This is a genomic window from Sphingomonas radicis (assembly GCF_051400635.1).
GTDB lineage: Bacteria > Pseudomonadota > Alphaproteobacteria > Sphingomonadales > Sphingomonadaceae > Sphingomonas.
Window position 1 is genome coordinate 306,922 of the sequence record NZ_JBLFFG010000003.1, and the last position, 22,419, is coordinate 329,340.

General features: G+C 66.8%; 28 protein-coding genes. 12 read left to right on the forward strand and 16 right to left on the reverse strand.

The window, feature by feature from the left end:
* Window positions 1-2 precede the first annotated feature (2 nt).
* Window positions 3-797, reverse strand: a complete 795-nt coding sequence (locus ACMGDH_RS13895; RefSeq protein ID WP_436828553.1) for a TspO-related membrane protein — start codon at window positions 795-797, stop codon at window positions 3-5.
* A 138-nt stretch (window positions 798-935) separates the two neighbouring features.
* On the opposite strand from ACMGDH_RS13895, the gene ACMGDH_RS13900 reads away from it, so the two are divergent.
* Entirely contained in the window at window positions 936-1,526 is a 591-nt protein-coding gene (locus ACMGDH_RS13900) for a class I SAM-dependent methyltransferase (protein ID WP_436828554.1), read from the forward strand.
* 19 nt (window positions 1,527-1,545) lie between these two features.
* Here ACMGDH_RS13900 and ACMGDH_RS13905 read toward each other — a convergent pair whose 3' ends face one another.
* Complete coding sequence (locus ACMGDH_RS13905; RefSeq protein WP_436828555.1) at window positions 1,546-1,938, reverse strand: MerR family transcriptional regulator; 393 nt, start codon at window positions 1,936-1,938, stop codon at window positions 1,546-1,548.
* A 43-nt stretch (window positions 1,939-1,981) separates the two neighbouring features.
* Between ACMGDH_RS13905 and ACMGDH_RS13910 the strand changes: the two genes are divergently transcribed.
* Complete coding sequence (locus ACMGDH_RS13910) at window positions 1,982-2,731, forward strand: MauE/DoxX family redox-associated membrane protein (RefSeq protein ID WP_436828556.1); 750 nt, start codon at window positions 1,982-1,984, stop codon at window positions 2,729-2,731.
* Window positions 2,732-2,777: 46 nt separating this feature from the next.
* A complete protein-coding gene (locus tag ACMGDH_RS13915) occupies window positions 2,778-3,224 on the forward strand; it encodes a MaoC family dehydratase (RefSeq protein ID WP_436828557.1) in 447 nt (148 codons plus the stop codon).
* 6 nt (window positions 3,225-3,230) lie between these two features.
* Here the strand turns inward: ACMGDH_RS13915 and ACMGDH_RS13920 are convergent, their stop codons facing one another.
* The 5 genes from ACMGDH_RS13920 to petA all read right to left on the reverse strand — a co-directional run bounded on the left by ACMGDH_RS13920 (window position 3,231) and on the right by petA (window position 7,167).
* Entirely contained in the window at window positions 3,231-3,701 is a 471-nt protein-coding gene (locus ACMGDH_RS13920; RefSeq protein WP_436828558.1) for a hypothetical protein, read from the reverse strand.
* Between the two features lie 103 nt (window positions 3,702-3,804).
* The gene (locus ACMGDH_RS13925; protein ID WP_436828559.1) at window positions 3,805-4,344 is read right to left on the reverse strand and encodes an adenine phosphoribosyltransferase; all 540 of its coding nucleotides are present in this window, start codon (window positions 4,342-4,344) and stop codon (window positions 3,805-3,807) included.
* An 84-nt stretch (window positions 4,345-4,428) separates the two neighbouring features.
* Window positions 4,429-5,265 (reverse strand): cytochrome c1, encoded by an 837-nt coding sequence (locus tag ACMGDH_RS13930; protein WP_436828560.1) that lies wholly within the window; start codon window positions 5,263-5,265, stop codon window positions 4,429-4,431.
* A gap of 15 nt (window positions 5,266-5,280) precedes the next feature.
* Window positions 5,281-6,570, reverse strand: a complete 1,290-nt coding sequence (locus ACMGDH_RS13935) for a cytochrome b (RefSeq protein WP_436828561.1) — start codon at window positions 6,568-6,570, stop codon at window positions 5,281-5,283.
* Window positions 6,571-6,582: 12 nt separating this feature from the next.
* The gene (gene petA / locus ACMGDH_RS13940; RefSeq protein WP_436828562.1) at window positions 6,583-7,167 is read right to left on the reverse strand and encodes a ubiquinol-cytochrome c reductase iron-sulfur subunit; all 585 of its coding nucleotides are present in this window, start codon (window positions 7,165-7,167) and stop codon (window positions 6,583-6,585) included.
* A gap of 252 nt (window positions 7,168-7,419) precedes the next feature.
* Between petA and ACMGDH_RS13945 the strand changes: the two genes are divergently transcribed.
* From ACMGDH_RS13945 to ACMGDH_RS13965, 5 genes are all read left to right on the forward strand, one after another.
* Window positions 7,420-8,040 carry a DJ-1/PfpI family protein gene (locus tag ACMGDH_RS13945; protein WP_436828563.1) on the forward strand — a complete coding sequence of 207 codons (621 nt, stop codon included), beginning with the start codon at window positions 7,420-7,422 and terminating at the stop codon, window positions 8,038-8,040.
* A 42-nt stretch (window positions 8,041-8,082) separates the two neighbouring features.
* Window positions 8,083-8,532 (forward strand): tRNA (cytidine(34)-2'-O)-methyltransferase, encoded by a 450-nt coding sequence (locus ACMGDH_RS13950; protein WP_436828639.1) that lies wholly within the window; start codon window positions 8,083-8,085, stop codon window positions 8,530-8,532.
* Between the two features lie 96 nt (window positions 8,533-8,628).
* Window positions 8,629-9,447, forward strand: coding sequence for an alpha/beta hydrolase (locus tag ACMGDH_RS13955; RefSeq protein ID WP_436828564.1), 819 nt, complete (start codon window positions 8,629-8,631; stop codon window positions 9,445-9,447).
* 31 nt (window positions 9,448-9,478) lie between these two features.
* Window positions 9,479-10,321, forward strand: coding sequence for an oxygen-dependent coproporphyrinogen oxidase (gene hemF / locus ACMGDH_RS13960; protein WP_436828565.1), 843 nt, complete (start codon window positions 9,479-9,481; stop codon window positions 10,319-10,321).
* A complete protein-coding gene (locus tag ACMGDH_RS13965) occupies window positions 10,312-10,908 on the forward strand; it encodes a GNAT family N-acetyltransferase (RefSeq protein ID WP_436828566.1) in 597 nt (198 codons plus the stop codon). Before hemF ends, ACMGDH_RS13965 begins: the two co-directional genes overlap by 10 nt.
* Here ACMGDH_RS13965 and ACMGDH_RS13970 read toward each other — a convergent pair.
* A complete protein-coding gene (locus ACMGDH_RS13970) occupies window positions 10,875-11,612 on the reverse strand; it encodes a hypothetical protein (protein ID WP_436828567.1) in 738 nt (245 codons plus the stop codon). The two genes, ACMGDH_RS13965 and ACMGDH_RS13970, sit on opposite strands and share 34 nt — an antisense overlap.
* Window positions 11,609-12,442: a hypothetical protein gene (locus ACMGDH_RS13975; RefSeq protein WP_436828568.1), complete on the reverse strand. Its 834-nt coding sequence runs from the start codon at window positions 12,440-12,442 to the stop codon at window positions 11,609-11,611. Before ACMGDH_RS13975 ends, ACMGDH_RS13970 begins: the two co-directional genes overlap by 4 nt.
* 100 nt (window positions 12,443-12,542) lie before the next feature.
* Between ACMGDH_RS13975 and lipB the strand changes: the two genes are divergently transcribed.
* The 3 genes from lipB to ACMGDH_RS13990 all read left to right on the forward strand — a co-directional run bounded on the left by lipB (window position 12,543) and on the right by ACMGDH_RS13990 (window position 14,404).
* Window positions 12,543-13,229: a lipoyl(octanoyl) transferase LipB gene (lipB, locus tag ACMGDH_RS13980; RefSeq protein WP_436828569.1), complete on the forward strand. Its 687-nt coding sequence runs from the start codon at window positions 12,543-12,545 to the stop codon at window positions 13,227-13,229.
* 90 nt (window positions 13,230-13,319) lie between these two features.
* A complete protein-coding gene (locus ACMGDH_RS13985; protein WP_436828570.1) occupies window positions 13,320-13,565 on the forward strand; it encodes a hypothetical protein in 246 nt (81 codons plus the stop codon).
* Between the two features lie 167 nt (window positions 13,566-13,732).
* Window positions 13,733-14,404, forward strand: a complete 672-nt coding sequence (locus ACMGDH_RS13990) for a hypothetical protein (protein WP_436828571.1) — start codon at window positions 13,733-13,735, stop codon at window positions 14,402-14,404.
* A gap of 148 nt (window positions 14,405-14,552) precedes the next feature.
* Here the strand turns inward: ACMGDH_RS13990 and queE are convergent, their stop codons facing one another.
* The 6 genes from queE to ACMGDH_RS14020 all read right to left on the reverse strand — a co-directional run bounded on the left by queE (window position 14,553) and on the right by ACMGDH_RS14020 (window position 19,629).
* Window positions 14,553-15,185, reverse strand: a complete 633-nt coding sequence (queE, locus tag ACMGDH_RS13995; protein ID WP_436828572.1) for a 7-carboxy-7-deazaguanine synthase — start codon at window positions 15,183-15,185, stop codon at window positions 14,553-14,555.
* 10 nt (window positions 15,186-15,195) lie between these two features.
* A complete protein-coding gene (gene queC, locus ACMGDH_RS14000) occupies window positions 15,196-15,882 on the reverse strand; it encodes a 7-cyano-7-deazaguanine synthase QueC (protein ID WP_436828573.1) in 687 nt (228 codons plus the stop codon).
* A 63-nt stretch (window positions 15,883-15,945) separates the two neighbouring features.
* Window positions 15,946-16,332, reverse strand: coding sequence for a hypothetical protein (locus ACMGDH_RS14005; protein WP_436828574.1), 387 nt, complete (start codon window positions 16,330-16,332; stop codon window positions 15,946-15,948).
* A 100-nt stretch (window positions 16,333-16,432) separates the two neighbouring features.
* Entirely contained in the window at window positions 16,433-17,359 is a 927-nt protein-coding gene (hslO, locus tag ACMGDH_RS14010) for an Hsp33 family molecular chaperone HslO (protein WP_436828575.1), read from the reverse strand.
* 154 nt (window positions 17,360-17,513) lie between these two features.
* Window positions 17,514-18,440 carry an ornithine carbamoyltransferase gene (argF, locus tag ACMGDH_RS14015; protein ID WP_436828576.1) on the reverse strand — a complete coding sequence of 309 codons (927 nt, stop codon included), beginning with the start codon at window positions 18,438-18,440 and terminating at the stop codon, window positions 17,514-17,516.
* Complete coding sequence (locus ACMGDH_RS14020) at window positions 18,433-19,629, reverse strand: aspartate aminotransferase family protein (RefSeq protein WP_436828577.1); 1,197 nt, start codon at window positions 19,627-19,629, stop codon at window positions 18,433-18,435. The genes argF and ACMGDH_RS14020 overlap by 8 nt, the downstream gene beginning before the upstream one ends.
* Before the next feature lie 227 nt (window positions 19,630-19,856).
* On the opposite strand from ACMGDH_RS14020, the gene ACMGDH_RS14025 reads away from it, so the two are divergent.
* The gene (locus ACMGDH_RS14025) at window positions 19,857-21,377 is read left to right on the forward strand and encodes a PAS domain-containing sensor histidine kinase (protein WP_436828578.1); all 1,521 of its coding nucleotides are present in this window, start codon (window positions 19,857-19,859) and stop codon (window positions 21,375-21,377) included.
* A gap of 165 nt (window positions 21,378-21,542) precedes the next feature.
* Here the strand turns inward: ACMGDH_RS14025 and ACMGDH_RS14030 are convergent, their stop codons facing one another.
* Window positions 21,543-22,385, reverse strand: a complete 843-nt coding sequence (locus ACMGDH_RS14030) for an ABC transporter permease (protein ID WP_436828579.1) — start codon at window positions 22,383-22,385, stop codon at window positions 21,543-21,545.
* Between the last annotated feature and the right edge of the window lie 34 nt (window positions 22,386-22,419).

A 22,419-nucleotide genomic window follows, 5' to 3' on the forward strand; every position in this document is an offset into this window, starting at 1 on the left:
CATCAGGCGGCGCGGAACCAGCGCTCTCGATTTTCGCCCCGCATCAGCAGGATCGCCGCGCTGGCGAGCACGAGCAGCGCGGCAACGATCGCCGTCGTACCGATCGTCGCGTTCGCACGCCCGCCTTCGGCATGGACCGCCGCCAGCGCCCAGAGGAAGGGAAGCGCGTACCAGAAATTGCCACGGCCGAACGCGAGCATTCCCGCGGCGAACGCCCCTCCCGCAACCAGCATCGCGGCTGCGGCGCCGGGCGCCAGTTCGATGCCGTGGAATTGCAGCGACGCGGCGATGTTGACGATCGTCGCCGCGGTCAGCCAGCCGCCGAGCGCGCTCAGCGGCACCACGGTCAGCGCCAGCTCACCCAGCGTGAATGCCGGCTCGCGCGCGAAGCTGCGGGTGACCACCAGGAGGCACCCCAGTGTGAAGACGATGATCGCGACCGATCCGGCATTGAGCCCGAAGCTCTGGGTGTAGAATGCCCACAGCGCATTGCCCAGGAACGCCCCCGCACTCGGCCAGCCGATCCGCGCGAGCAGCGGATTGCCCCGCTGCGCCGGCATCGTCTGGAAGACGGCATAGGCGAGCGACCCGGCATAGAGCAGCCCCCAGATCGAGAAGGCCCAGCCCGCGGGCGTGATCAGCGTATGCGCTGCATCGGACCGCTCTCCTACTTGCGTTCCGATGCCGAGACTGGGCAGGATCGGCACCAGCACCTGGAGCACCGCCAGAGCCATCACGGCGATCCGGCGCGAATTGCCGCCGTCGGGACGGTCGACCGAAGAGTGCAGCGTAGCCATGGCGCGCAAACCCGCCGTGGAGTGCCGAAGTTCCGCGTCGGCCCGGCAACAGAGCGGGCCGTTTGGGGGCACCGACTTTCCAACTGCCACCGGTTCAATAGAGTAGGAGACGAGAGTCGCTGCCCGGAAGCGCGCCGCATGACCATCGATCGCTCCGAAGGCTGGGACGGAGTTGCCGAGCAATTCATCGCGGCTCGCTCCGGCATCGGAACAGGCCTCGTCCGCTCCTGGGCTCGAGACCATCTGCCGCTGTCGGCCACTGTCGTGGACGTCGGTTGCGGCTCGGGAGTGCCGATCGCGCAAGTGCTCGTCGAAGAGGGGTTCACGGTCTTCGGGATCGATGCATCGCCCAGATTGATAGCGACATTCCGCCGCCGGTTTCCGGACGCGCCAAGTGCCTGTGAGGCCGCGCAGGACAGCGCGTTCTTCGGTCGTAGCTTCGATGCTGCGGTTTCGATCGGCCTGTTGTTCCTGCTTTCCGCAGACGATCAGCGCAAATTGCTTGGTCGTGTGGCGGATGCGCTTGAGCCAGGGGGCCGGTTTCTGTTCAGTGCGCCACGCGAGCCTTGCGAATGGCCGGACGCGTTGACCGGGCGGCGATCGATGTCGCTCGGCGAACAAACCTACCAGCGGCTCCTCGAAGCGTCGGGATTGCACCTGGTCGGCTGCCGCGTCGATGAGGGCGGGAACAATTATTTCGATGCCGTCAAGCCGTGCAGCCAGCCCTGAGTCGCGACCATCTTTCGATCTACGCTTCGAACGCCGTCAGGATCGGGCACGGCCCCGTGCCGCCCGATCCGCATTCGCGCGCGAGCCTGCGCAGCGCGTCCCGCGCCGCCGTCAGCTCTACGATCCTCGCGTCGAGTGCCGAGATGCGCTCGCGGGCCAGCTCGCGGGCGCGTGGCCGGTCGTCGCGCGCATCGAGTTCGATCAGTTCGCCGATCTGCTCGAGCGTGAAGCCTGCTGCCTGCGCCGATCGGATGAAGCGCAGCCGTCGCACGTCGCCCTCGCCATAGCGCCGCACGCTCCCCATATAACCGCGGTCGGGCTCGTCGATCAGGCCCCGGCGCTGATAGTAGCGGATCGTCTCGACGCCCACGCCGCCCGCTTGCGCCAGCTTGCCGATCGTCAGTCTCGTCATGCCCTTGACTCCGTACCATGGTACGGCCGCTATATGGGTCGGCATGGCTGAAAACGCAAAGAACGCGGTTCTCTACCGCATGGTCACGCCCGAGCACATCTGCCCCTGGGGGCTGCGCGCGCTCGATCTGCTGCGCCGCAAGGGGTTCGAGGTCGAGGACCACCACCTCATCACCCGCGCCGAGATCGACGCCTTCAAGGCCGAGCACGGTGTCCCCACCACTCCGCAGACCTTCATCGGCGGCAAGCGGATTGGCGGCTATGACGATCTTCGCCGCTATTTCGGGCTGAAGGTGCGCGATCCCAAGGCGCTGACCTACGCGCCCGTGATCGCGCTGTTCGGCACCGCCGCGGTGATGGCGCTCGCAGCGAGCCAGGCCGCGGCGGGAACGCCCTTCACGCTCCAGGCGCTCGTCTGGTTCATTTCCTTCGCCATGTGTCTGCTCGCGCTGTTCAAGCTGCGCGACGTGGCGAGCTTCTCGACGATGTTTCTCGGCTATGACCTGCTCGCGCAGCGCTGGGTCCCCTATGCGACGCTCTATCCCTTTGCCGAGGGGCTTGCGGGCGTGCTGATGGTGGCGGGAGTGGCGACATGGTTCGCAGCACCGCTCGCGCTGTTCATCGGCACGGTGGGTGCAGTCTCGGTGTTCAAGGCGGTCTACATCGATCGGCGCGAGCTCAAATGCGCGTGCGTGGGCGGCGACAGCAACGTGCCGCTCGGGTTCATTTCGCTCACCGAGAATCTGATGATGATCGGCATGGCGGTGTGGATGCTGATCGGCGTGCACGGCTGAACCGTCCGGGCTTGCCAAACATGGGTTTTCATCCGAAACTGAAACCATGCGCTATCTGGAAGACATATCGGTGGGCGACCGCGCCAGCTTCGGCCGCCATGAAGTAACCCGCGACGAGGTGCTGGAGTTCGCCCGCCGCTACGATCCCCAGCCCTTCCACCTCTCCGACGAGGCGGCGGCGCGCACGCACTTCGGCCGGCTGGCGGCGAGCGGCTGGCACACTTGCGCTATGACGATGGCGATGCTCGTCGAGCACATGAAGGAGGATCCGCAGGCGAGCCTGGGCGCCGCGGGAATCGACGAGCTGCGCTGGCTCAAGCCGGTCCATCCCGGCGACGTGCTCCGCTGCGAGACCGAAGTGCTCGAAGTCACGCCGTCGCGCAGCAAGCCCGAAATGGGCAGCCTGCGCACCCAGATGATAGTCTTCAACCAGAACGACGAGTCGGTGCTTCGCTTCATCGCCCGCGCGCTGCTACGCCGCCGGCCTGCTTGAGGCGAGTCAGTCACGCCGGAAGCGCGGGCTGCCGCGGCGCTGACCGTTCCAATCCGGCCGCCGCTGGTCCCGTCCGAAATCGGGGCGGCCCCGGCGACCATCCCCGCGGTAATCCGGACGGCCGCCGTCTGGCCTGCGGTACGCTCCGCGACGGTCGCGGCCGAAGTCGCCCCAGTTCTCGCGACCCCACCGCCGATCGCCGCGCCAGGCGTTGCGCCGCGTTTCCCAATAGCGCCGCTGCCCTTCGTTCCAGCGATGCGGACGCCGGCCGCGGTCGTAGACGTAATAGCCCGAGCCCGGGTAATAATAGTCGCCGTACCAGCCATAATAGGACGGGCTGTAGGCATAATCATAATAGCCCGGGCTGCCATAGCCGAGCGAGATGCCCGAATATCCGTAGCCGTCTTCGGTACAGGCGGCGGTGCCAAGGCCCAGGGCGAGCAACAGGCCCAGGGCGCTAACGCGGCGGAACAACATCACCACAACCTTTCGCGCTATCCTGCCGCTACGGTGCTCCAGCGACGCACTCTGGCGGCTAAGGATCTGAGAACGCTGAGGCTATATTCGTTGTTCCGGCGCTTCAATGACCGTCGAAGGCGACCAGGGCGTTGACCGCGATTCCATCACCGCGCAGCGCATCGGCGCCACCGAGCTCGGGCAGGTCGACGACGAACGCCGCCTGCGTCACTACCGCCTCCGCCTTGCGCAGCAGCCGCACCGCCGCGCGCGCGGTGCCTCCGGTGGCAATCAGATCGTCGACGAGCAGCACCCGCGCACCCGGCGCACAGGCATCGGCGTGGATCGCGATCCGGTCGGTGCCGTATTCGAGCGCATAATCCTCGGCGATCGTCGCGCCAGGAAGCTTGCCGTCCTTGCGGATCAGCAGCACGCCGGTGCCGAGCCGATAGGCGACCGCGGCGGCAAAGAGGAAACCGCGCGCCTCGATCCCCGCCACCAGGTCCACCTGCCCTTCGATTCCCTCTGCCATCCGCTCCACGGTCAGTCGCAGCCCCTCGGGATCGAGCAGCAACGTGGTGATGTCGCGGAACTGGATCCCCGGCTTCGGGAAATCCGGGATGGTGCGGATGCGCGAGCGGATGTCTTCGTTGTCCTGCGCCATGGAAATCTCCCCAAAAGCAGGAACCCCGCCCAAGCGATGCTTCGGCGGGGTTCCGTCAGATCAGCGATGCGCTGGGCGCACCTCTCAGTGCTTCACGCCCCGCCATACGGTCAGGTACGCGCCATAGGCGAGCCCCGTCGCGATAAGCAGGAAGGCGACCACCGCCAGGCCTGCGCGGTGGCGGCTCTGCATCGTCGGCTCGGCGGTCCAGACGAAGAACGCGGAAACGTCCTTCGCCATCTGGTCCACCGTCGCGCGAGTACCGTCGGTATAGGTCACCTGGTCGTCGCCGGTCAGCGGCGGCGGCATCGAGATGTTGAGGTTGGCGAAATAGGGGTTGAAGTACATCCCGTCGGGAGTCTTCGCGAATTCCGGGAAGTGCTTCAGCGCTTCCGCCGAAGGCTTCTCGTTATAGCCGGTCAGCAGCGAATAGACATATGCCGCGCCATCGTGCCGCGCCTTGGTCATCAGGCTCAGGTCCGGCGGCGTGCCGGTGCCCGGATAGTAGACCTTGGGGAAGCGGTCCGAAGGCAGATTGTCGCGCTCGCCCCAGGTGCCCGCTTTGGGGTCCTGCACCGGCTGCTTGATCGGCCAGTCCTTGGCGATCTTCTTGATCTCGGCTTCGGAGTAGCCGAGGTCGGCGAGGTTGCGGAACGCCACCAGGTTCAGCGAGTGGCAGCTCGCGCAGACCTTCTCATAGACCAGGAAGCCGCGCTGGAGCTGGGCCAGGTCGAACTTGCCGAGCGGCCCGTTCGACGGCAGGTCGAGATGCTTGGGATGCTTGTGCATCGCCTCTTCGGCGGTTTCGGCCGGCGGTTCCTGGATCCAGGTCTTGACCGTGCCGAACAGCGCGAGGCCGAGCACGAAGATGAACGCGGCACCGATCAGGAACTTGATCGAGCGGATGAACAACGGAAGCATTGATCCAAGTCCCCTTTACGCGCTCAGTGCCGTTTCGCTCATCCGCGAGCCGCCCTTGTCGCCCAGCACTGCCTCGGTGATCGAGTTGGGCAGCGGCTTCGGCGTTTCGAGACGCGAGATGATCGGAACGATGATCAGGAAGTGCGCGAAATAATAAGCGGCCGCGATCTGGCTGGTCACCACGATCCCGGGCGTCGCCGCCGAGCCGCCGCAATAGCCGAGCACCAGCACGTCGAGCACGAGCACCCAGAAGGCGACCCGGTAGGCCGGGCGGAAGTTTGCCGAGCGAACCGGCGACTTGTCGAGCCAGGGTAGGAAGAACAGCAGGATGATCGAGCCGAACATCGCCACCACGCCCCACAGCTTCGCCGCGATGATGAAGTCGGCGGTGAAGGCGCGCAGGATCGCGTAGAACGGCCAGAAATACCATTCGGGGACGATGTGCGCGGGCGTCGAGAGCGGGTTCGCCGCGATATAGTTGTCCGGGTGGCCCAGCAGGTCCGGGTAGAAGAAGATCAGCGTCGCGAAGACGATCATGAACACGCCCACGCCGAAGCCGTCCTTCGCCGTATAGTACGGGTGGAACGGAACGGTGTCCTGCTCGCCCTTCACTTCCACGCCGGTCGGGTTGCCCGAGCCAGGGATGTGGAGCGCCCAGATGTGCAGGATCACGGCGCCCGCGATCACGAACGGCAGCAGATAGTGGAGCGAGAAGAAGCGGTTGAGCGCGGCATCGTCCGGCGCATAGCCGCCGAGCAGCCACACGCGGATCCATTCGCCGACGACCGGGATCGCCGAGAAGAATCCGGTGATCACCTGCGCACCCCAGAAGCTCATCTGGCCCCAAGGAAGCACATAGCCCATGAACGCGGTGGCCATCAGCAGCAGGAAGATCACCACGCCGATCAGCCACACCATCTCGCGCGGCGCCTTGTACGATCCGTAATAAAGGCCGCGGAAGATGTGGATATAGACCACCAGCAGGAACATGCTGGCGCCGTTGGCGTGCGCGAAGCGCAGGAACCAGCCGGCGTTCACGTCGCGCATGATCGTGCCGTTGATCGATTCGAACGCGCCGGCGGCCGACGAGTGGAAGTGCATCGCGAGCACGATGCCGGTGACGATCTGGACGACCAGCGCCACCCCGGCGAGCACGCCGAAGTTCCAGAAATAATTGAGGTTGCGCGGCACCGGATAGCCGGCGCCGACCGCGTTATAGACGAAGCGGGGCAGCGGAAGACGGCTGTCGATCCACTGCATCACCGGGTTCTTGGGTTCGTAATGGCGTGCCCAGGGGAAGCTCATCTGCGTCTATCCTCAACCGACCACGACGACAGTGTCGGACGTGAATTCATAATCGGGAACCACCAGGTTGGTGGGCGCCGGACCCTGGCGGATGCGGCCGGCGGTGTCGTAAGCCGAGCCGTGGCACGGGCAGAAATAGCCACCGAAGGGGCCGCGATTCTCGCCCTCGCCCGCACCCAGCGGCACGCAGCCCAGGTGCGTGCACACGCCCAGCGTGATCAGCCAGTTCTGCTTGCCTTCCTTGGTGCGCTCGGCGAGCGTCTGCGGATCACGCAGCGACGATACCGGCACCTTGTCCGCCTCGGCGATTTCCTGCGGAGTCAGGTTGCGCACGAACAGCGGCTGCTTGCGGAAGCTCGCCTTGATCGCCTGGCCCGGCTCGATCGCCGAAACGTCGAGCTCGGTGGTCGAAAGCGCGAGCACATCGGCCGAAGGGTTCATCGAATTGATCAGCGGCAGCACGGCCACACCCGCGCCGACGCCCGCGAACGAGACGGCGGCGACCTTCAGATAGTCGCGCCGGCGGGGGTTCTCGACCACTTCGCCCGGCGGGACCACCGTCTGGGTCGGGGAAACACCATCTTCAAGCGTTGCCATGCTTCAGCCCTTGCACTTCGATACTTGCCGCGCGGATGTGCGGAGAAACGGGACGCGAGCGCATACACGCCCAGAGCCGCCCGAGTGCCCCCGGTGGCTTGGGCGGCCTGATAGACGTGGCGAAGCGGCTTTGCCAACAGGGATTTTGACGGTGCCGTAACCGGGAGCGCACCGGCACGCCGCTGCTTCGCCTTTAGCCGGCGAAGCGGCTCTGCTACGCCGGACATCCTTTCCCATCGCCCGGAGGCGCAGGTGCAGATCGCGGTTCTCACATTCGACGGTTTCAACGAGCTGGACTCGTTCGTCGCGGCCGCGATCCTCAAACGGCTGAAGGCTAAGGGATGGACGGCGCACATCACCGCCCCCAGCGCGCAGGTGACGTCGATGAACGGAGTGACGATCGAGCGCCAGAAGCCGCTCGAATTCGCCGCGGAGGCAGATGCCGTGCTGATCGGCAGCGGGATCAGGACGCGCGAGCTGGCTGCCGATTCCGAGCTCCTTTCGCGTATCGTGCTCGATCCAAAGCGGCAGCTGATCGGCGCGCAATGCTCGGGCACGCTCATGCTCGCCAGGCTCGGCCTGATCGGCTCGCTTCCCGCCTGCACCGATCTCACCACCAAGCCCTGGGTGGTCGAGGCAGGGGTGGAGGTGCTCGACGCGCCCTTCGTCGCGCATGGCAATGTGGCGACTGCGGGCGGATGCCTGGCGTCGCAATATCTCGCTACCTGGATGATCGCACGTCTGGCGAGCGTCGAAGATGCCCGGCAGGCGATCCACTATGTCGCACCGGTCGGCGAGAAGGACATGTACGTCGATCGCGCGCTGGCGGTGGTGGCGCCGTATCTCGCCGAGACGGTGCAGGCGGCAGCCTAGCCACGACAGATGACCAATCCGCCGCTGCACTCTACCCACCCCATGCGCATCGCGCTGTTCCAGCCCGACATCGCCGGCAACGTCGGCACGATCCTTCGGCTCGCCGCATGCACCGGGGTCGCAGTCGACCTGATCGAGCCAATGGGCTTTCCGTGGAGCGACCGCGCCCTTGCGCGCGCGGGAATGGACTATGCCGCGCAGGCGCAAGTCCGCCGCCACGCCGACTGGGACGCCTTTCTCGAACAGGTCCCCGGCCGAATCGTCTTGCTCACCACGCGCGGCGGCAACCGGCTCGATGCCACCGCCTTTACGCCGGGCGACACGCTCCTGCTCGGTTCCGAAAGCGCCGGCGCGCCCGACTTCGTCCATGCCCGCGCCGATCTCGCCGTGCGCATCCCGCTCGCCCCCGGCTTCCGCTCGCTGAACGTCGCGATCGCCGCGGGCATCGCGCTGGGCGAAGCACTTCGCCAGACCCGCGGCTGGCCCGGATAATGGCGCGAGAAATTCATATTGCAGGGGCGCGGAAAAAGGTCACGATCGGCGCGGCGGGAGCTGGAGGTGGTTGCCATGCGGATTTGGTGGTTGGCCGTGGCCGCATTGCTGGCCCCCTGCACGGTGCTCGCGCAGGACGAAGCTCGGCGCGACCCCTCGAAAACGCGTGTGGTCTATCGGGTGGCCGGCACGGAGAGGGTTAAGGTCCGTGCGGACCAGCGCTTCGATTCGGCGGGTACGCCGCTCGCTTACGACGCCTATCTGCCAGCCACCGATGCCAAGGCGCGCCCCGCCATCGTCTTCGTCAGCGGCACTTCCGATGTCCGCGATTGGACCTGGTATCAGGACCTCGGGCGGCTCGCCGCGGCGCATGGCATGGTCGGCATCGTGCCGGACAAGCGCTATCCGCGCGGCGCTGACGGTCTCAGGACCGGCATGGCCGACACCGAAGCGCTGTTCGCGCATCTGCAGGCCGAGGCACCCGCACTCGGCATAGATCCGGATCGAATCTGCCTCTGGGTGTTTTCCGCAGGCGGCCGATTGGCCGCCCTGCCCTTTCGCGAGAATGCGCCGCGTATCGCCTGCCTCGTCGCTTACTATCCCATACTTTCGTCAGCCGATCTGATGAACGACCCGGCATTGCTCCCCGCCTTCTCGCCGGCCGAGGCGGTGGCGCGCGTCGGAGCGCCGCGCGTGCCGACGCTCGTCGCGCGTGCGGGACGAGACAGCCCCGCGATCAACGCGACGATCGACCGGTTCCTCGCGGCGGCGCTCGCCGCTGGGCAGCCAGTCACCCTGGTAAACGCGCCAGAGAGCGAACACGGCTTCGACGGCTACAACGATACGAACGAAAGCCGTCGGATTGTCGCCCAGAGCTTCCGTTTCGTCAGCGAGGCTACGCGAGGCGGGGATTGACTTCGCCCGCACGATTGCCATCGCACCCTGCATGAAGCCTCTCGACCAACAGCAACAAGCCGCCCGCACCTGGTTCGAAACCCTGCGCGACGCGATCTGCGCCGAATTCGAGGCGATCGAAGTCGAGGCGGGCTCCGATGCGCGCTTCGACTATCTCGCCTGGGAACGCGCCGATCCTTCGGGCGAGCCCGGGGGTGGTGGCGTGCGCGGGGTGATGAAGGGCAAGGTCTTCGAAAAGGTCGGCGTCAATGTCTCCACCGTCGGCGGCACGTTCGAAGGCGATTTCGCCAAGTCGATCCACGGGGCGGGCGAGGACCCGAGCTTTTTCGCCACCGGCATCAGCCTGGTCGCGCACATGGCGAACCCGCACGTGCCCGCGGTGCACATGAACACCCGCTTCCTGTGCACCACCAAGCGCTGGTTCGGCGGCGGCGCGGACCTCAACCCGCCGATTCCCTATGGCGAGGACACCGCCGAGTTCCATACCGCGCTGGAGCTGGCGTGCGACCGGCACGACACCAGTTACTATCCCCGCTTCAAGCAATGGGCGGACGATTATTTCTACATCCCCCACCGCAAGGTCCACCGCGGCGTCGGCGGCATCTTCTACGATCACCTCGAGGGCGAATGGGAGGCCGACTTCGCCTTCACCCAGGACGTCGGCCGCACGTTCCTCGACGTTTTCCCGCGGATCGTGCGCCGCCGGATGGGAATGGCGTTCAGCGACGCCGACAAGGCGCGCCAGCTCGAATGGCGCGGCCGCTATGCCGAGTTCAACCTGATCTACGATCGCGGCACGCTGTTCGGGCTCAAGACCGGCGGCAACATCGACGCGATCCTGATGAGCCTGCCCCCCGTCGCGACATGGGTCTGATCCCCGTCGCCAACGACCAGCTCGCGACGGTGGTCACGTCGCTCGAGATGCGCGCCCGGCCGCCGCTGCGGCCCGTGCCGCCTTCGCCGCTTCGCCTCACCCGCTGGCAGGCCCCGGCGAGCGAGAAATACCGCGTGCTCTTTCGCCGCGTCGGCGGGCCGTGGCTCTGGTTCTCGCGGCTGGTGATGGAGGAGGTCGCGCTGCGCCGCATCCTCGATGACCCGGCAGTTGAAGTCTATGCCGTCACCGACCGCGCCGGGATCGAGATCGGCATGCTCGAGCTCGATTTCCGCACCGAGGCGACCTGCGAGCTCTCCTATTTCGGGCTGGTCCCCGAACTCACGGGCAAGGGCAACGGCAGTTGGTTGATGGCGCAGGCGCTGGGGTTCGCGTGGCGCAAGGGGATCACGCGCGTGTGGGTGCACACCTGCACGCTCGATCACCCCGCCGCGCTCGGCTTCTACCGCCGCCACGGCTTCGTGCCGTACAAGCGCACGATCGAGACTTTCGCCGATCCGCGCGCGGCCGGGATATTGCCGCCCGAGGCGGCGCCTCACATTCCCTTGCTGGTCTCGGTCGAGCGGTAGAGCGCGACGCGCAGCACTGCGAGCCACGCCCAGGCGAGCGCGCCGATTCCCGCGGCGATCAAATGGGCAGCGATCGTCGCTCCCTGCAACGCGCCGATCGCCACGCCCACGCCCGCCAGCAGCCCCGCCGCCAGCATCGAAGCGAACAGCGCCGGCACCAGCACCGCCCCCACCAGCGCCAGGATCAGCAGCCAGGTGAGGCCGGCGCTGCGGCGCCATCCTTCGACGAATGCCGCGAAGGGCCCGCGCTCGGGTGCGGCAGCGAAGGCAGGCGCGGCGAGCCAGGTCCGCGCGAAGAAGAACAGTCCCGGCAGCACGAACAGCGACAGGCCGATACTGAACAACATGCCCGCGACGATCGTGATCGCCAGGAACGGCAGGAACCGGCGCAGCGTGATCCGCAGCACCTCCCCCAGCGTGCGCCCGCCGCCCTGGAGGAAGAGGTTGAGCACCGCGAAGGTGCCGAAATCGAGCGCGACGCTGGCGAGCAGCACGGGCAGGAAATAGCTGGTCTGGAACGCGAGCAGCGCCTCGCGGAACTGCTCGGGCGCCAGATCCTTGCCGAAGCCGCTGTCGGCGAGCAGCAGCACCACCCCCAGCATCGGCACGAAGAAGAACAGCCCGGATACCCGCGCCAGCAGCTCGCGCTCGCTGCGCCAGAGGGATGCCGCGTCGCTCAGGACGCGGGCGAAGCCTGGAGTCATGCCGCGGCGGACGCGTCGCCCAGGCTCGTCTCCGCGGCGAGCGCGAGATAGAGCTTCGCAGTGAAGGCCGCGCCGAGCACCGAGAAGCCGGCCTGCACCGCCGCCGCGACGATCGACGTGAGCACGCTCGCCAGCGTGACTCCCTCACCCTCGCCGCCGGCGACCAGCGCGAAGATGCTGCCGAACACCGCAGTCGCGGCGAGATAGGCGACCCAGGCGACAATGACATAGAGGATGAGCACGCCGATGATGCGCAGCGCATGGCGCCGCGTCAGCTGCCACGAGCGCCCCAGCGCGCCGAGCACACGCCCCTCGCGCACGATCACCGCGGTCGCGACGATCAGCCGGGCGCCAAGCCAGAACAGCACCACCACGAGCACCAGCGCATAGAGTGCGATCGCGCCGCCGGTCGCGGGGCCGAGCTGAAAATTGCTCATGTCCTCGGGCGCCATGAAGTCGATGCCGGCGCGCGCCAGCATCACGCCGATCGGCGCGGCGAGCACGCCGATCGCCACGAACATCACGATTGCCACGACCAGCATCGCCGGCAGCCGCCGCAGCGCAACCCCTGCAGCGGCGGACGCCTTGCCGGCGTCGAGCGCCAAGGCGGTGATCGCCAGCGAGCCCCAGAGCGAGAGGATCGCGAAGACCAGCTGCATCGCGCCGAAGCCCAGCTTGAACCCCTCGCCCCCAGTCGCACGCGCGGGCTCCAGGCTGCCCGTGATCGATGTCGGAATGAAGAAGGCGACAAGCGCGATCGGCAGGATGGCGGCGACGTTCTCGCTCAGGAACTCCGCGGTGCGATCCCAGACGTTTCCCATCGCGACCATGAAACCCTCCCTTTGCGTCCGCGTGATTAGCGGCCGCGCGGTGCATTGCCAATGGCTTCGCCCGCTTGCGCAAAACCGCGCGGGGGCGCAATCGGCGCGCATGACGTCCCTGCCTGCAAACCTCCCCCCCGGCATCGAATGGCGCGTCGAGCCCGGGCGGGTCGATTACCCGCAAGCGCTCGCCGCGATGGAGGCGCGCGCCGCGGCCGTCACCAAGGGCGAGGCCGGCGAGCTGATCTGGCTGCTCGAGCACCCGCCCGTCTACACCGCCGGCACCAGCGCGACCGACACCGCCGAGCTGCTCGACCCCCGCTTTCCCGTCCACCGCACCGGGCGCGGCGGCCGCTATACCTATCACGGCCCCGGCCAGCGCATCGGCTATCTCGTGCTCGACCTGCGGCGCGAGCGCCGCCGCGACGTGCGGGGCTATGTCCACGCGGTCGAGGGCTGGGTGATCGCAGCGCTCGGCGAATGCGGCATCGAGGCGTTCCGCGCGCCCGGCCGGATCGGCATCTGGACGCTCGACCGCGGGCAGGAGGCCAAGATCGGCGCGATCGGGGTGCGCATCCGCCAATGGGTCACGCTCCACGGCTTTGCAGTGAACCTCGATCCCGATCTGGCGCACTTCGGCGGGATCGTCCCGTGCGGCATCGCCGAATTCCCGGTCACCAGCGCCGCCGCGCTGGGCAAACCGGTCACCCCTAAGGCGTTCGATTCCGCGCTTGCTGCCACATTCTCGCCGTTTTTGGACGCTCTCTCATTGGTGCCGATTCAAAACGACCCTTGAGGGCCCGACTCAAACCGACTAATGTCCACCCCGGTTTGGGTATTAAACGGCTTGTTCGTCGTCCAAATCCACTATCTAGGGAGCTATTACATGCGTGCAGTCATTTCGAAGATCGTTGCAGGTTCGATGATCGCCGGCGCGGCCCTCCTGGCCTCGGCGTGCACCAGCAACGAGTCTGCGACCAACGTCACCAACACCACCGAGATCGTCCCGACCGAGAACGTCGGCGCGACCGACACGATGGTCACCAACATCGACACCGCTGCTCCGCTCGACAACACCACTGTCGACACCAACAGCACGATCGTCGAGAACACCACCACCAACGCGATGTAATCATCGCGCGGAAGCGTGTTTCGAAAGGGCCGCTCGGGAAACCGGGCGGCCCTTTTTCGTTGGTCCTGCACTGAAATCGCCGCCCGGCCGACCCTTGGGAGAAAAAGGGCTTGGGCGCGGAGTCGAAAACCCTTAACCACAGCGGCATAGGGGTTTGAGAGGGCAGGATGCTTGTTTCGCGTATAACCATCGTGCTGGCCGCTGCGGCCGGCATGCTCGTCGCAGCTCCGGCTTCGGCGCAGTTCTTCCTCAAGTCGGCCAATCTCACCGGCACGCCGGTAACGGGGGCGGAGCCCGGCATGACCGGTCCGGCGCTGCCGGGCGCAACGGGCGCCGAGCTGCGCGCCGCGCTGGTGTGGAACCTGCGCGCCGCGCTCAACGTCGCCGCACTCCAGTGCCAGTTCGAACCGACGCTGCTGACGCTTCCCAATTACAACGCGATCCTCAAGGATCATGCAGTCGAACTGCGTGAATCCTATGGAACGCTCGAGAAATATTTCGTTCGAACCAACAAGAACGCGAAGGCGGGTCAGACCGAGCTCGATAAGTACGGCACCCGCGTCTACTCGAGCTTTTCCACCGTCTCGGCGCAGCTCACTTTCTGCCAGACCGCTGCCTCAATCAGCCATGAGGCGCTGTTCACGCGCCGCGGCAAATTCGGCGATCTCGCCCAGGCGCGGATGCGCGAGCTGCGCGCCAGCCTGGCGCCCTGGGGCGAGCAGTTTCGCAGCACCTCGGGCTACACGCTTCCGCCCTTCGGTCCGCTCCCCGCGTTCGGCGACAAGCGCTGCTGGAAGAAGGACCGCTACCAGGCCCGGCGCTGCGGCGCGATCGGTTAGGTGACGATCCCTCTCCCGCCTGCGGGAGAGGGAGGGGCCCGCCAGCGCAGCCGGTGGGAGGGTGAGGGTGAGTAAGGGAAGGTTTGCCCTCGCTTCCCTTACTCACCCTCACCCAACCCCCTCCCGCAAGCGGGAGAGGGCTTGATTCCTACCGCAGCCCCAGAAGCTTGTGCGTCTGGAGCGTGAGCCGCCATTTGGGCCGCTCCATCGCCAGCGCAATCGCGGCGCGGGTGTTGGCCTCCCCCTCCGCGCTGTCCATCGGCTGGACCAGGAAGTGGCGGAAGTCCCAGCCTTCGATCGCGTCCAGGTCGGTGCCCACCTGCGGCCATACCAGCTTCAGCTCGTCGCCCGAGCGCTGCACCACTTCGCTGCCCGCCTTTGGGCTGATGCACACCCAGTCGATCCCCGGATGCGCGGGCAGGGTGCCGTTGCTCTCGATCGCGATGCGGAAGCCGCGCGCATGAAGCGCCTCCACCAGCGCATCATCCACCTGGAGCATCGGCTCGCCGCCGGTGAGCACCGCGAAGCGCGCCTCGTCCCCCTCGCCCCAATGGCCCACGACGGCGTCAGCCAGCGCATCGGCGTCGGCGAACCTGCCCCCGCCTAGCCCGTCGGTCCCCACGAAGTCGGTATCGCAGAAGCGGCACACCGCGCTCGCCCGGTCCGCCTCGCGTCCCGACCATAGGTTGCACCCCGCGAAGCGCACGAAAACCGCTCGTGCGCCGGCGTTCACCCCCTCGCCCTGAAGCGTGAGGAACATTTCCTTGACCGCATAGCTCATGGTCCGGACCTCAGGGCTCCACGGCGTAGCGCGTGGGATCAGGAATGCCGGCTTCCTCGAACCCCTTGGCGCGCAGCCGGCAGCTGTCGCACAGGCCGCAGTGCACGCCGCCCGGCGCCGGGTCATAGCACGACCAGCTCATCCCCGCATCGAGCCCCAGTCGCGCCGCCTCGCGCACCACATCGGCCTTGGTCATGTGCTGCAGCGGCGCGCGGATGCGGAAGGGCTCGCCTTCCACGCCTGCCTTGGTGGCGAGCTCGGCGAGCTTCTCGAACCCTTCGATGAACTCCGGCCGGCAATCGGGATAGCCCGAATAATCGAGCGCGTTGACGCCGATGTAGATGTCGCGCGCGCCCGCCGCCTCGGCCCAGCCGAGCGCGAGACTGAGGAAGATGGTGTTGCGCGCGGGGACATAGGTGACCGGAATGTCGCCCTCGACCACGCCGTCCTTCGGCACGTCGATATCGGCGGTGAGCGCCGATCCGCCGAAGGCGCGCAGGTCGAGCGGAAGCACGACGTGGCGCTCCGCCCCCAGCGCGGCGGCGATCCGGCGCGCGGCCGCCAGCTCGACCTGATGGCGCTGGTTATAATCGACCGAGAGCGCGAGCAGCCGATGCCCGTCCTCGCGCGCCCGCGCGGCGGAAACCATCGAATCGAGCCCTCCGGAAACCAGGGCGACTGCTACGCTTTTCGTCATCGCCGGCCCGCTAGCGCGTTTCGCGCCATGAATCAAAACGGGACGATCCCGGAGGACGGGCCGCTAGCCGCAGGTCCCGACGCGGCGCGCCTCGAACTGCTGCGAGAAGGGCGAACCATCGGCGACCCCGGACGTTTCGATATTCACCAGTCGCGGCGTTTCGACCGAAAGTCTGGTGCGCCCGTGCCCGTGGTTGGGACAGGTGTAGCGGATCGTCGCCGAGCTCGGCGTGTTCTCCATCACGAAATGCTCGCACTGCGCGGTGCCGTGCATCGGCTGGAGCAGCATCCAGCGCGCGCTCACGCACATCTTGCGCATGCCCCCTTCAGGGCTCTTGAGCTGCCACTGGCCGAGTTCCACGCCGCCCAGTGCAGTGAGCGCGGGATGCCGCTGCGCGGACGCGCCCCCGCTGAGGAACAGGAGCAAAGCAACGGCCACAGCCGAACGCATGCTACGCCTGAACACCATAACAACTCCCCACCGCCGCGCGCACGGCGGCCCCAATCCACGCCCGTGCACGCGACAGCGATATGGTTCAGCTCGCTCTGGATTACAACGGCGGTGAAACGAGATCGCCCGGCGTCACCGGGAATTTCTTGGAACAGAAAGCGCAGTCCACGGTGATGATCCCCGCTTCGTCGGCCATTTCGGCGCGTTCCGACTCGGGGAACTTCGCGAGTACCTGCAGGATGTACGCAGCATCGCAGCGGCAGCCGCGCGACAGCGCCGCCCCGCTCAGGATGCGCACTTCCGGCTCCTCGTTGAACAGCCGCCAGACGAGGTTCTCGAGCGGAAGGCCGGAATCGGCGAGCTCGTCCGCGCCCATCGTCGCGCCCATCGCTTCGACATGCTGCCATTCGGGATGATCCTGGCGCACGTGCAACCGTTCGCGCCCCGCCTCGCCCTCGGGCAGGTGCTGGAGGAAAATGCCGCCGGCGATCAGCTTGCCGGTCGCCTTGTCGCGCTGGGTGCCGAGCCGGATCAGGCTGGGAATCTGCTCGGACTGGAGGAAATACTGCTCGGCCGCAGCGCCGATCGAGCGCGCATCCAGCGGCACGATACCTTGATAGCGCTCCTTGGTCAGCGCCTGGTCGAAGGTGATCGCCAGATAGCCCTTTGCACACAGCGCATTGAGGGTCGGATTTTTGCCCAGCTGCGACAGCCGCTCGGCATCGAACTGGACATAGCCGCGCAGCTCGCCATTCTTGTAATCGCACACCAGCAGACTGACGATGCCGCCCTTGCTCTGCGCCTGGAGCGTCATCTGCCCCTGATTGTCCTTGAGCGTCGCGCCGAGCAGCGCGGTGAGCGTCAGCGCCTCGGCCAGCAGCCTCTCGATCACGGGCGGATAGGCATGCGCCGACAGGATCTCGTCGAGCACCGGCCCCAGCCGCGCGACGCGCCCGCGCACATGGCGCCCGGGAATGGTGAAGCCAAGCACGCGATCGTGGTCGGTGGTGGGGGCAATGGTCGTCACGTCGTTTTCCTTCGTCACCCCCGCGAAAGCGGGGGCCCAGCTCGTGCAGACGCCACGAATTGCTACGGCGATTATGCAGGAGGAGGGTTGAGGAGATGGGTCCCCGCTTTCGCGGGGATGACGTTAAGATAGTTGCGGATTGCCCGGCTTCAACTCAGCCGATCTGGCCGAAGCACCAGCGCAGGACCGACTTCTGCGCGTGCAGCCGGTTCTCCGCCTCGGGCCAGATCAGCGACTGCGGCCCGTCGATCACTGCGTCGGTCACTTCCTCGCCGCGGTGCGCGGGCAGGCAGTGGAGGAACTTCGCATCGGGCTTGGCCGCGGCCATCAGCGCCTCGTTGACCTGATAGGGCATCATCGCCTTCAGCTTCGCCTCGGCATGGGCCTGGCCCATCGAGATCCAGGTGTCGGTGACGATCACGTCGGCGCCTTCCACTGCCTCGCGCGGATCGGCAACGCAGCGCGCGCGTCCCTTGCCCCGCGCGAGATCGGCCTCGCTCGGCTGGAAGCCCTGCGGGCATGCCGCGACCACATCGAAGTGCATCAGCCCCGCGGCTTCCATGATCGAGGCGAGGACGTTGTTGCCGTCGCCCAGCCACGCGACCTTGAGCCCCGGGAGCGCCTTGCCATGCTCGATCAGCGTCAGCAGGTCGGCCATGATCTGGCACGGGTGCGAGGCGTCGGTGAGGCCGTTGATCACCGGCACGCTGGCGTATTTCGCCATGTCGACGATCTTCTGGTGATCGTCGGTGCGGATCATGATCGCGTCGCAATAGCCCGAGAGCACCCGCGCGGTGTCGGCGATCGTCTCGCCGCGGCCGAGTTGAGTCGAGCCCGCGTCGAGCACGATCGAAGTGCCACCGAGCTGGCGGATCGCCATGTCGAACGACACGCGCGTGCGCGTCGAGTTCTTCTCGAACACCATCGCCAGCACATGCCCCGCGAGCGGCGCATCACTGTCCGCCTTGCCCTTGGGCCAGCCCGCGCGCGCCGCCTTGCGGGTCAGCGCGTCGTTCAGCATCGCCGCGATCGCGTCGCCGCCGGCATCGGAGAGGTCGAGGAAGTGGCGCAGCTCAGTCATCGCTCGGAATCCCGAAGCTCCGCGCGCCTTCACTCAGCTTCTCGACGCACTCGGCGATATGGTTCTCGTCGATCACCAGCGGCGGCAGCACGCGGAAGACGTTCTCGCCCGCCGCCACCGTCAGCAGCCCGTGGTTGTCACGCAAGTGCGCCACGAAGTCGCGGCTCACCGCCGGCTCCTTCATCTTGATGCCGAGCATCAGCCCCTTGCCGCGAATCTCCTCGAACAGATGATCATGGTTGGGGATCATCTGCTCGAACGCCTGGCGCAGCCGCTCGCCCATCCGTGTGACATGCTCGAGGAACCCGTCCTCCAGCATCACGTCGAGCACTGCCTGCCCCGCCGCCATCGCCAGCGGATTGCCGCCATAGGTGGAGCCGTGGGTGCCGATCACCATCCCCTTGGCCGCCTCTTCGGTTGCCAGGCACGCGCCGAGCGGGAAGCCGCCGCCGATGCCCTTGGCCACGGTCATGATGTCGGGGGTGATGCCGTAATGCTCATAGGCCCACATCTTGCCGGTGCGTCCATAGCCGCACTGGATCTCGTCCAGGATCAGCAGCAGGCCATGCTCGTCGCAGGCCTTGCGCAGCCCCGTGATGAACTCGGGGGTGCCCGCGGTCATCCCGCCTTCGCCCTGCACCGTCTCGACCAGGAAGCCCGCAGTCTCGTCGTCGATCGCGGCGAGCGCACCTTTGAGATCGTTGAACTTCACATAGTCGAAGCCCGGCAGCAGCGGCTCGAAGCCGTCGCGCATCTTGGCCTGGTCGGTGGCCGAGATCGCCCCCAGCGAGCGGCCGTGGAACGCGTTCTTGAAGGTGATCAGCTTGTGCCGCTGCGGATTGCCGTTGGCATAGTGATAGCGGCGCGCGGTCTTGATCGCGCACTCGATCGCCTCGACGCCCGAATTGGTGAAGAACACCGTATCGGCGAAGCTCACGTCGATGATCCGTTGCGCCAACGCCTCGCCCTGGGGCGAGCCATAGAGGTTGCTGACGTGCATCAGCGTCGCGACCTGGTCCTGGATCGCCTTGGTCAGGTGCGGATGGCCGTGTCCCAGCGCGTTGACCGCGATCCCCGCGGCGAAATCCAGATAGCGTTCGCCGCGTTCGCCGATGAGATAGACGCCCTCGCCTCGCACCGGCCGCACCCCGCACCGCGGATAGACGGGCATGAGCGGGGTGATGGTCATCGGCAGGGTACCTCCTCGAACGGAAAAACTGGGTCGAAACTCCAGAAACGCAAAAGGGCGGCCAACCCGGGCCGCCCGGAGCGCGGTTTTAGGGGCCGACGCGCACGCCCGTCAACACCGCGGTCGGAAACGCGGCAGCAAAGCAGCCTGCGAACATCAGCAAACTTGTCCGTTGCCACTTGTTCAGAATCGGGACATATTCCAGTCCAACAGGGGAGAGATTCGCTATGGACGGCGAGTCCAATGTTGTTCGTGCGAATTTCAGGCTCCGGCCGGCGTCGACTCCCTTTAATGGCTCTCTGCTGGAGGGTGGCTCGCTTTATTGGGAGCACGCCTTCGAGGGGCTTTTTGTTGTACGAGTACTGGGCCCCCGCGAATTTCAGTTCGCCGGGATCAATCCTTCACTCGAGCGAATGTCGGGCCTGACTGTCGCGACATTCGTCGGCCGGACGCCCGAACAGGTGCTTTCTCCCGCGGACGCAGCCAAGGTTTCACGTCATTATCGGCGCTGCGTGCGGCGCGGCACGCCGTTGAGCTACGCCGAAGTGCTCGACGTGCCGGAGGGGCGCAAGCACTGGCGGACCAACCTGGTCCCGGTGCGGGGTGCCGACGGACAGATCGTGCGCCTGCTCGGCAGCACGCGCGACGTTTCGGAGCAGGTCGCTACGCTCGACTCGGTGCTCAGGACCCAGCTGGCGCTTCAGGGAACGCTCGACGCGCTGTCCGCGCAAGTGGCGCTGCTCGATACGTCGGGTATCGTGCTGTCGGTCAATCGCGCCTGGCAGATGTTCGGCGAGCAGCGCGGCGCGACGACCGATTTCGTCGGCGCGAACTATCTCGCCGTCTGCGCGTCGGCGGCGTCGGGCGGCGACCTCGACGCAGCGATCATCGGCGCCAAGCTCGCCGCGGTGCTGCGCGGCGAGCTTGGCGAGTTCGAGCATGCCTATCGCTGTCTCGACCGGCATTTCAAGCTGCATTGCATCCGGGTGCCCGCCGCGCGCGAACGCCACGTCGTTGTCGCGCACGAGGACATTACCGATGCCGTGCGCGCGCAGCGCCAGCTCGCCGTGGTCACCCAGCGCCTGATCGACGTGCAGGAGGAGGAGCGCCGGCGCATCGCACTCGAGCTGCACGATTCCACCAGCCAGCACCTCGTCGCGATCCAGCTCGGGCTCAGCGCGATCGAGCGCGGCAACCCGGTGCCACCGCTGGTCGCACAGATGCAGACCTCGATCACCGAGGCGCAGCGCGAGATCCGCACCCTTTCCTACCTGCTCCATCCGCCCTCGCTGGCCGAGAAGGGGTTGCGCCTGGCGCTGCAGTCCTTCGCGACCGGCTTTGCGGCGCGCACAGGCCGCGAGACGAGCGTTTCGGTGCGCGGCGCGGTCAACAAGCTGCCGCCCGAAGTCCAGCGCGCGGTGTTCCGCATCGTCCAGGAAGCCTTCACCAACGTCGCGCGCCACTCCAACGCCAACCGGGTCACGCTGTCGCTCGTCCGCGACGCTGCAGGGCTGCAGCTCGCCGTGGCGGACAACGGCATCTGCCGGCGCGGCGCGCATTTCGTGGCGGGCGTGGGATTGACCGGCATGGACGCGCGCGTCCGCCAGTTCGGCGGCGAGCTGCAGGTAATCGTCGAGGACATCGGCGTGACGATCCGCGCGAGCTTCCCCGCGTGCGGAATAGCCGCCGCCGAAGCGGCGACACGCGAGCCGGCGCCCGACTCCGGCTGGAGCCGGCCAGGGATCTAGGTCGCTCGGCATGCTTCTTATCCTCCCCCACCAGGGGGAGGTGGCGCGCGAAGCGCGACGGAGGGGGAGGAAGCACGCCGCTCCAGTTCTGGCATCCGCGCCCTCCGTCAGCCTGCGGCCGACAGCTCCCCTGGCGGGGGAGGATTTAGGGAAATGCCGATACTTCTAGCTCTTGAGCTTCCAGCCCTTGCGCAGCAGCCAGTAGCAGAACAGCCCCAGCGCCGCGTTGAGCGCCAGGATGATCCCGCTCCCGGTCACGATCGGCGAATCCGCCACGCCCAGGAAACCGTAGCGGAAGCCCGAGATGATGTAGAAGAAGGGGTTCAGGTGGCTGATCGTCTGGAAGAGGGGCGAGAGCTTGTCGACCGAGTAGAAGGTGCCCGAAAGCAGCGCGAGCGGCGCTACCACGAAATTGGTCACCGCCGCGGCATGATCGAACTTCTCCGCCCAGATCGAGGTCAGCACGCCCAGGAACGCCAGGAACAGCGATCCCAGGAAGCCGAACCACAGCACTGCCCAGAAATGCTTGGGCGTCACGTGCACCCCGGGCCAGAGCAGCATCGCCACCCACACCGCCGCGCCCACGCAGAAGGCACGCGTGACCGCGCCGCCGCATAGTCCCGCCAGCAGCTCGCCGGTCGAAAGCGGCGGCATCAGATAATCGACGATCGTCCCCTGGATCTTGCCCACCAGCAGCGAGAAGCTCGAATTGGCGAAGGCGTTCTGGAGCATTCCCATCACGATCAGCCCCGGCGCGATGAAATCGGCGAAGTGGATCGGCCGGCCCTGGAGCTCCACGGTCCGCCCGCCGCCGCCCAGCGCGACGGTGAAGATCACCAGAAAAAGCAGCGTCGTCACTGCCGGCGCCCAGATCGTCTGGAGCTGCACCTTGAAGAAACGGCGCACCTCCTTGATATAGAGGGTACGCAATCCTCCCCAGTTCACGTTGCGAAACACCGGAACGCCGGGCTCGGGGAGGCTATGACCGGTATCGGAGTGGCTGCTCATCGCGGGTTCGCGTAGACGCTGGCCGCGCCGCCCG

What these genes read in the sequence shown, in the direction of transcription:
- ACMGDH_RS13965 (WP_436828566.1), top strand. Translation starts at nt 10,312, where the DNA reads ATGGGTCTGATCCCCGTCGCCAACGACCAGCTCGCGACGGTGGTCACG.
- lipB (WP_436828569.1), top strand. Translation starts at nt 12,543, where the DNA reads ATGACGTCCCTGCCTGCAAACCTCCCCCCCGGCATCGAATGGCGCGTC.
- queC (WP_436828573.1), bottom strand. Translation starts at nt 15,882, where the DNA reads ATGACGAAAAGCGTAGCAGTCGCCCTGGTTTCCGGAGGGCTCGATTCG.
- ACMGDH_RS13920 (WP_436828558.1), bottom strand. Translation starts at nt 3,701, where the DNA reads ATGTTGTTCCGCCGCGTTAGCGCCCTGGGCCTGTTGCTCGCCCTGGGC.
- ACMGDH_RS13985 (WP_436828570.1), top strand. Translation starts at nt 13,320, where the DNA reads ATGCGTGCAGTCATTTCGAAGATCGTTGCAGGTTCGATGATCGCCGGC.
- ACMGDH_RS13950 (WP_436828639.1), top strand. Translation starts at nt 8,083, where the DNA reads ATGCGCATCGCGCTGTTCCAGCCCGACATCGCCGGCAACGTCGGCACG.
- petA (WP_436828562.1), bottom strand. Translation starts at nt 7,167, where the DNA reads ATGGCAACGCTTGAAGATGGTGTTTCCCCGACCCAGACGGTGGTCCCG.
- ACMGDH_RS14005 (WP_436828574.1), bottom strand. Translation starts at nt 16,332, where the DNA reads ATGCGTTCGGCTGTGGCCGTTGCTTTGCTCCTGTTCCTCAGCGGGGGC.
- ACMGDH_RS14030 (WP_436828579.1), bottom strand. Translation starts at nt 22,385, where the DNA reads ATGAGCAGCCACTCCGATACCGGTCATAGCCTCCCCGAGCCCGGCGTT.
- ACMGDH_RS13915 (WP_436828557.1), top strand. Translation starts at nt 2,778, where the DNA reads ATGCGCTATCTGGAAGACATATCGGTGGGCGACCGCGCCAGCTTCGGC.
- hemF (WP_436828565.1), top strand. Translation starts at nt 9,479, where the DNA reads ATGAAGCCTCTCGACCAACAGCAACAAGCCGCCCGCACCTGGTTCGAA.
- ACMGDH_RS13905 (WP_436828555.1), bottom strand. Translation starts at nt 1,938, where the DNA reads ATGACGAGACTGACGATCGGCAAGCTGGCGCAAGCGGGCGGCGTGGGC.
- ACMGDH_RS13990 (WP_436828571.1), top strand. Translation starts at nt 13,733, where the DNA reads ATGCTTGTTTCGCGTATAACCATCGTGCTGGCCGCTGCGGCCGGCATG.
- ACMGDH_RS13970 (WP_436828567.1), bottom strand. Translation starts at nt 11,612, where the DNA reads ATGACTCCAGGCTTCGCCCGCGTCCTGAGCGACGCGGCATCCCTCTGG.
- ACMGDH_RS14020 (WP_436828577.1), bottom strand. Translation starts at nt 19,629, where the DNA reads ATGACCATCACCCCGCTCATGCCCGTCTATCCGCGGTGCGGGGTGCGG.
- ACMGDH_RS13895 (WP_436828553.1), bottom strand. Translation starts at nt 797, where the DNA reads ATGGCTACGCTGCACTCTTCGGTCGACCGTCCCGACGGCGGCAATTCG.
- ACMGDH_RS13900 (WP_436828554.1), top strand. Translation starts at nt 936, where the DNA reads ATGACCATCGATCGCTCCGAAGGCTGGGACGGAGTTGCCGAGCAATTC.
- argF (WP_436828576.1), bottom strand. Translation starts at nt 18,440, where the DNA reads ATGACTGAGCTGCGCCACTTCCTCGACCTCTCCGATGCCGGCGGCGAC.
- ACMGDH_RS13925 (WP_436828559.1), bottom strand. Translation starts at nt 4,344, where the DNA reads ATGGCGCAGGACAACGAAGACATCCGCTCGCGCATCCGCACCATCCCG.
- ACMGDH_RS14025 (WP_436828578.1), top strand. Translation starts at nt 19,857, where the DNA reads ATGGACGGCGAGTCCAATGTTGTTCGTGCGAATTTCAGGCTCCGGCCG.
- ACMGDH_RS13975 (WP_436828568.1), bottom strand. Translation starts at nt 12,442, where the DNA reads ATGGTCGCGATGGGAAACGTCTGGGATCGCACCGCGGAGTTCCTGAGC.
- ACMGDH_RS13935 (WP_436828561.1), bottom strand. Translation starts at nt 6,570, where the DNA reads ATGAGCTTCCCCTGGGCACGCCATTACGAACCCAAGAACCCGGTGATG.
- ACMGDH_RS13910 (WP_436828556.1), top strand. Translation starts at nt 1,982, where the DNA reads ATGGCTGAAAACGCAAAGAACGCGGTTCTCTACCGCATGGTCACGCCC.
- queE (WP_436828572.1), bottom strand. Translation starts at nt 15,185, where the DNA reads ATGAGCTATGCGGTCAAGGAAATGTTCCTCACGCTTCAGGGCGAGGGG.
- ACMGDH_RS13930 (WP_436828560.1), bottom strand. Translation starts at nt 5,265, where the DNA reads ATGCTTCCGTTGTTCATCCGCTCGATCAAGTTCCTGATCGGTGCCGCG.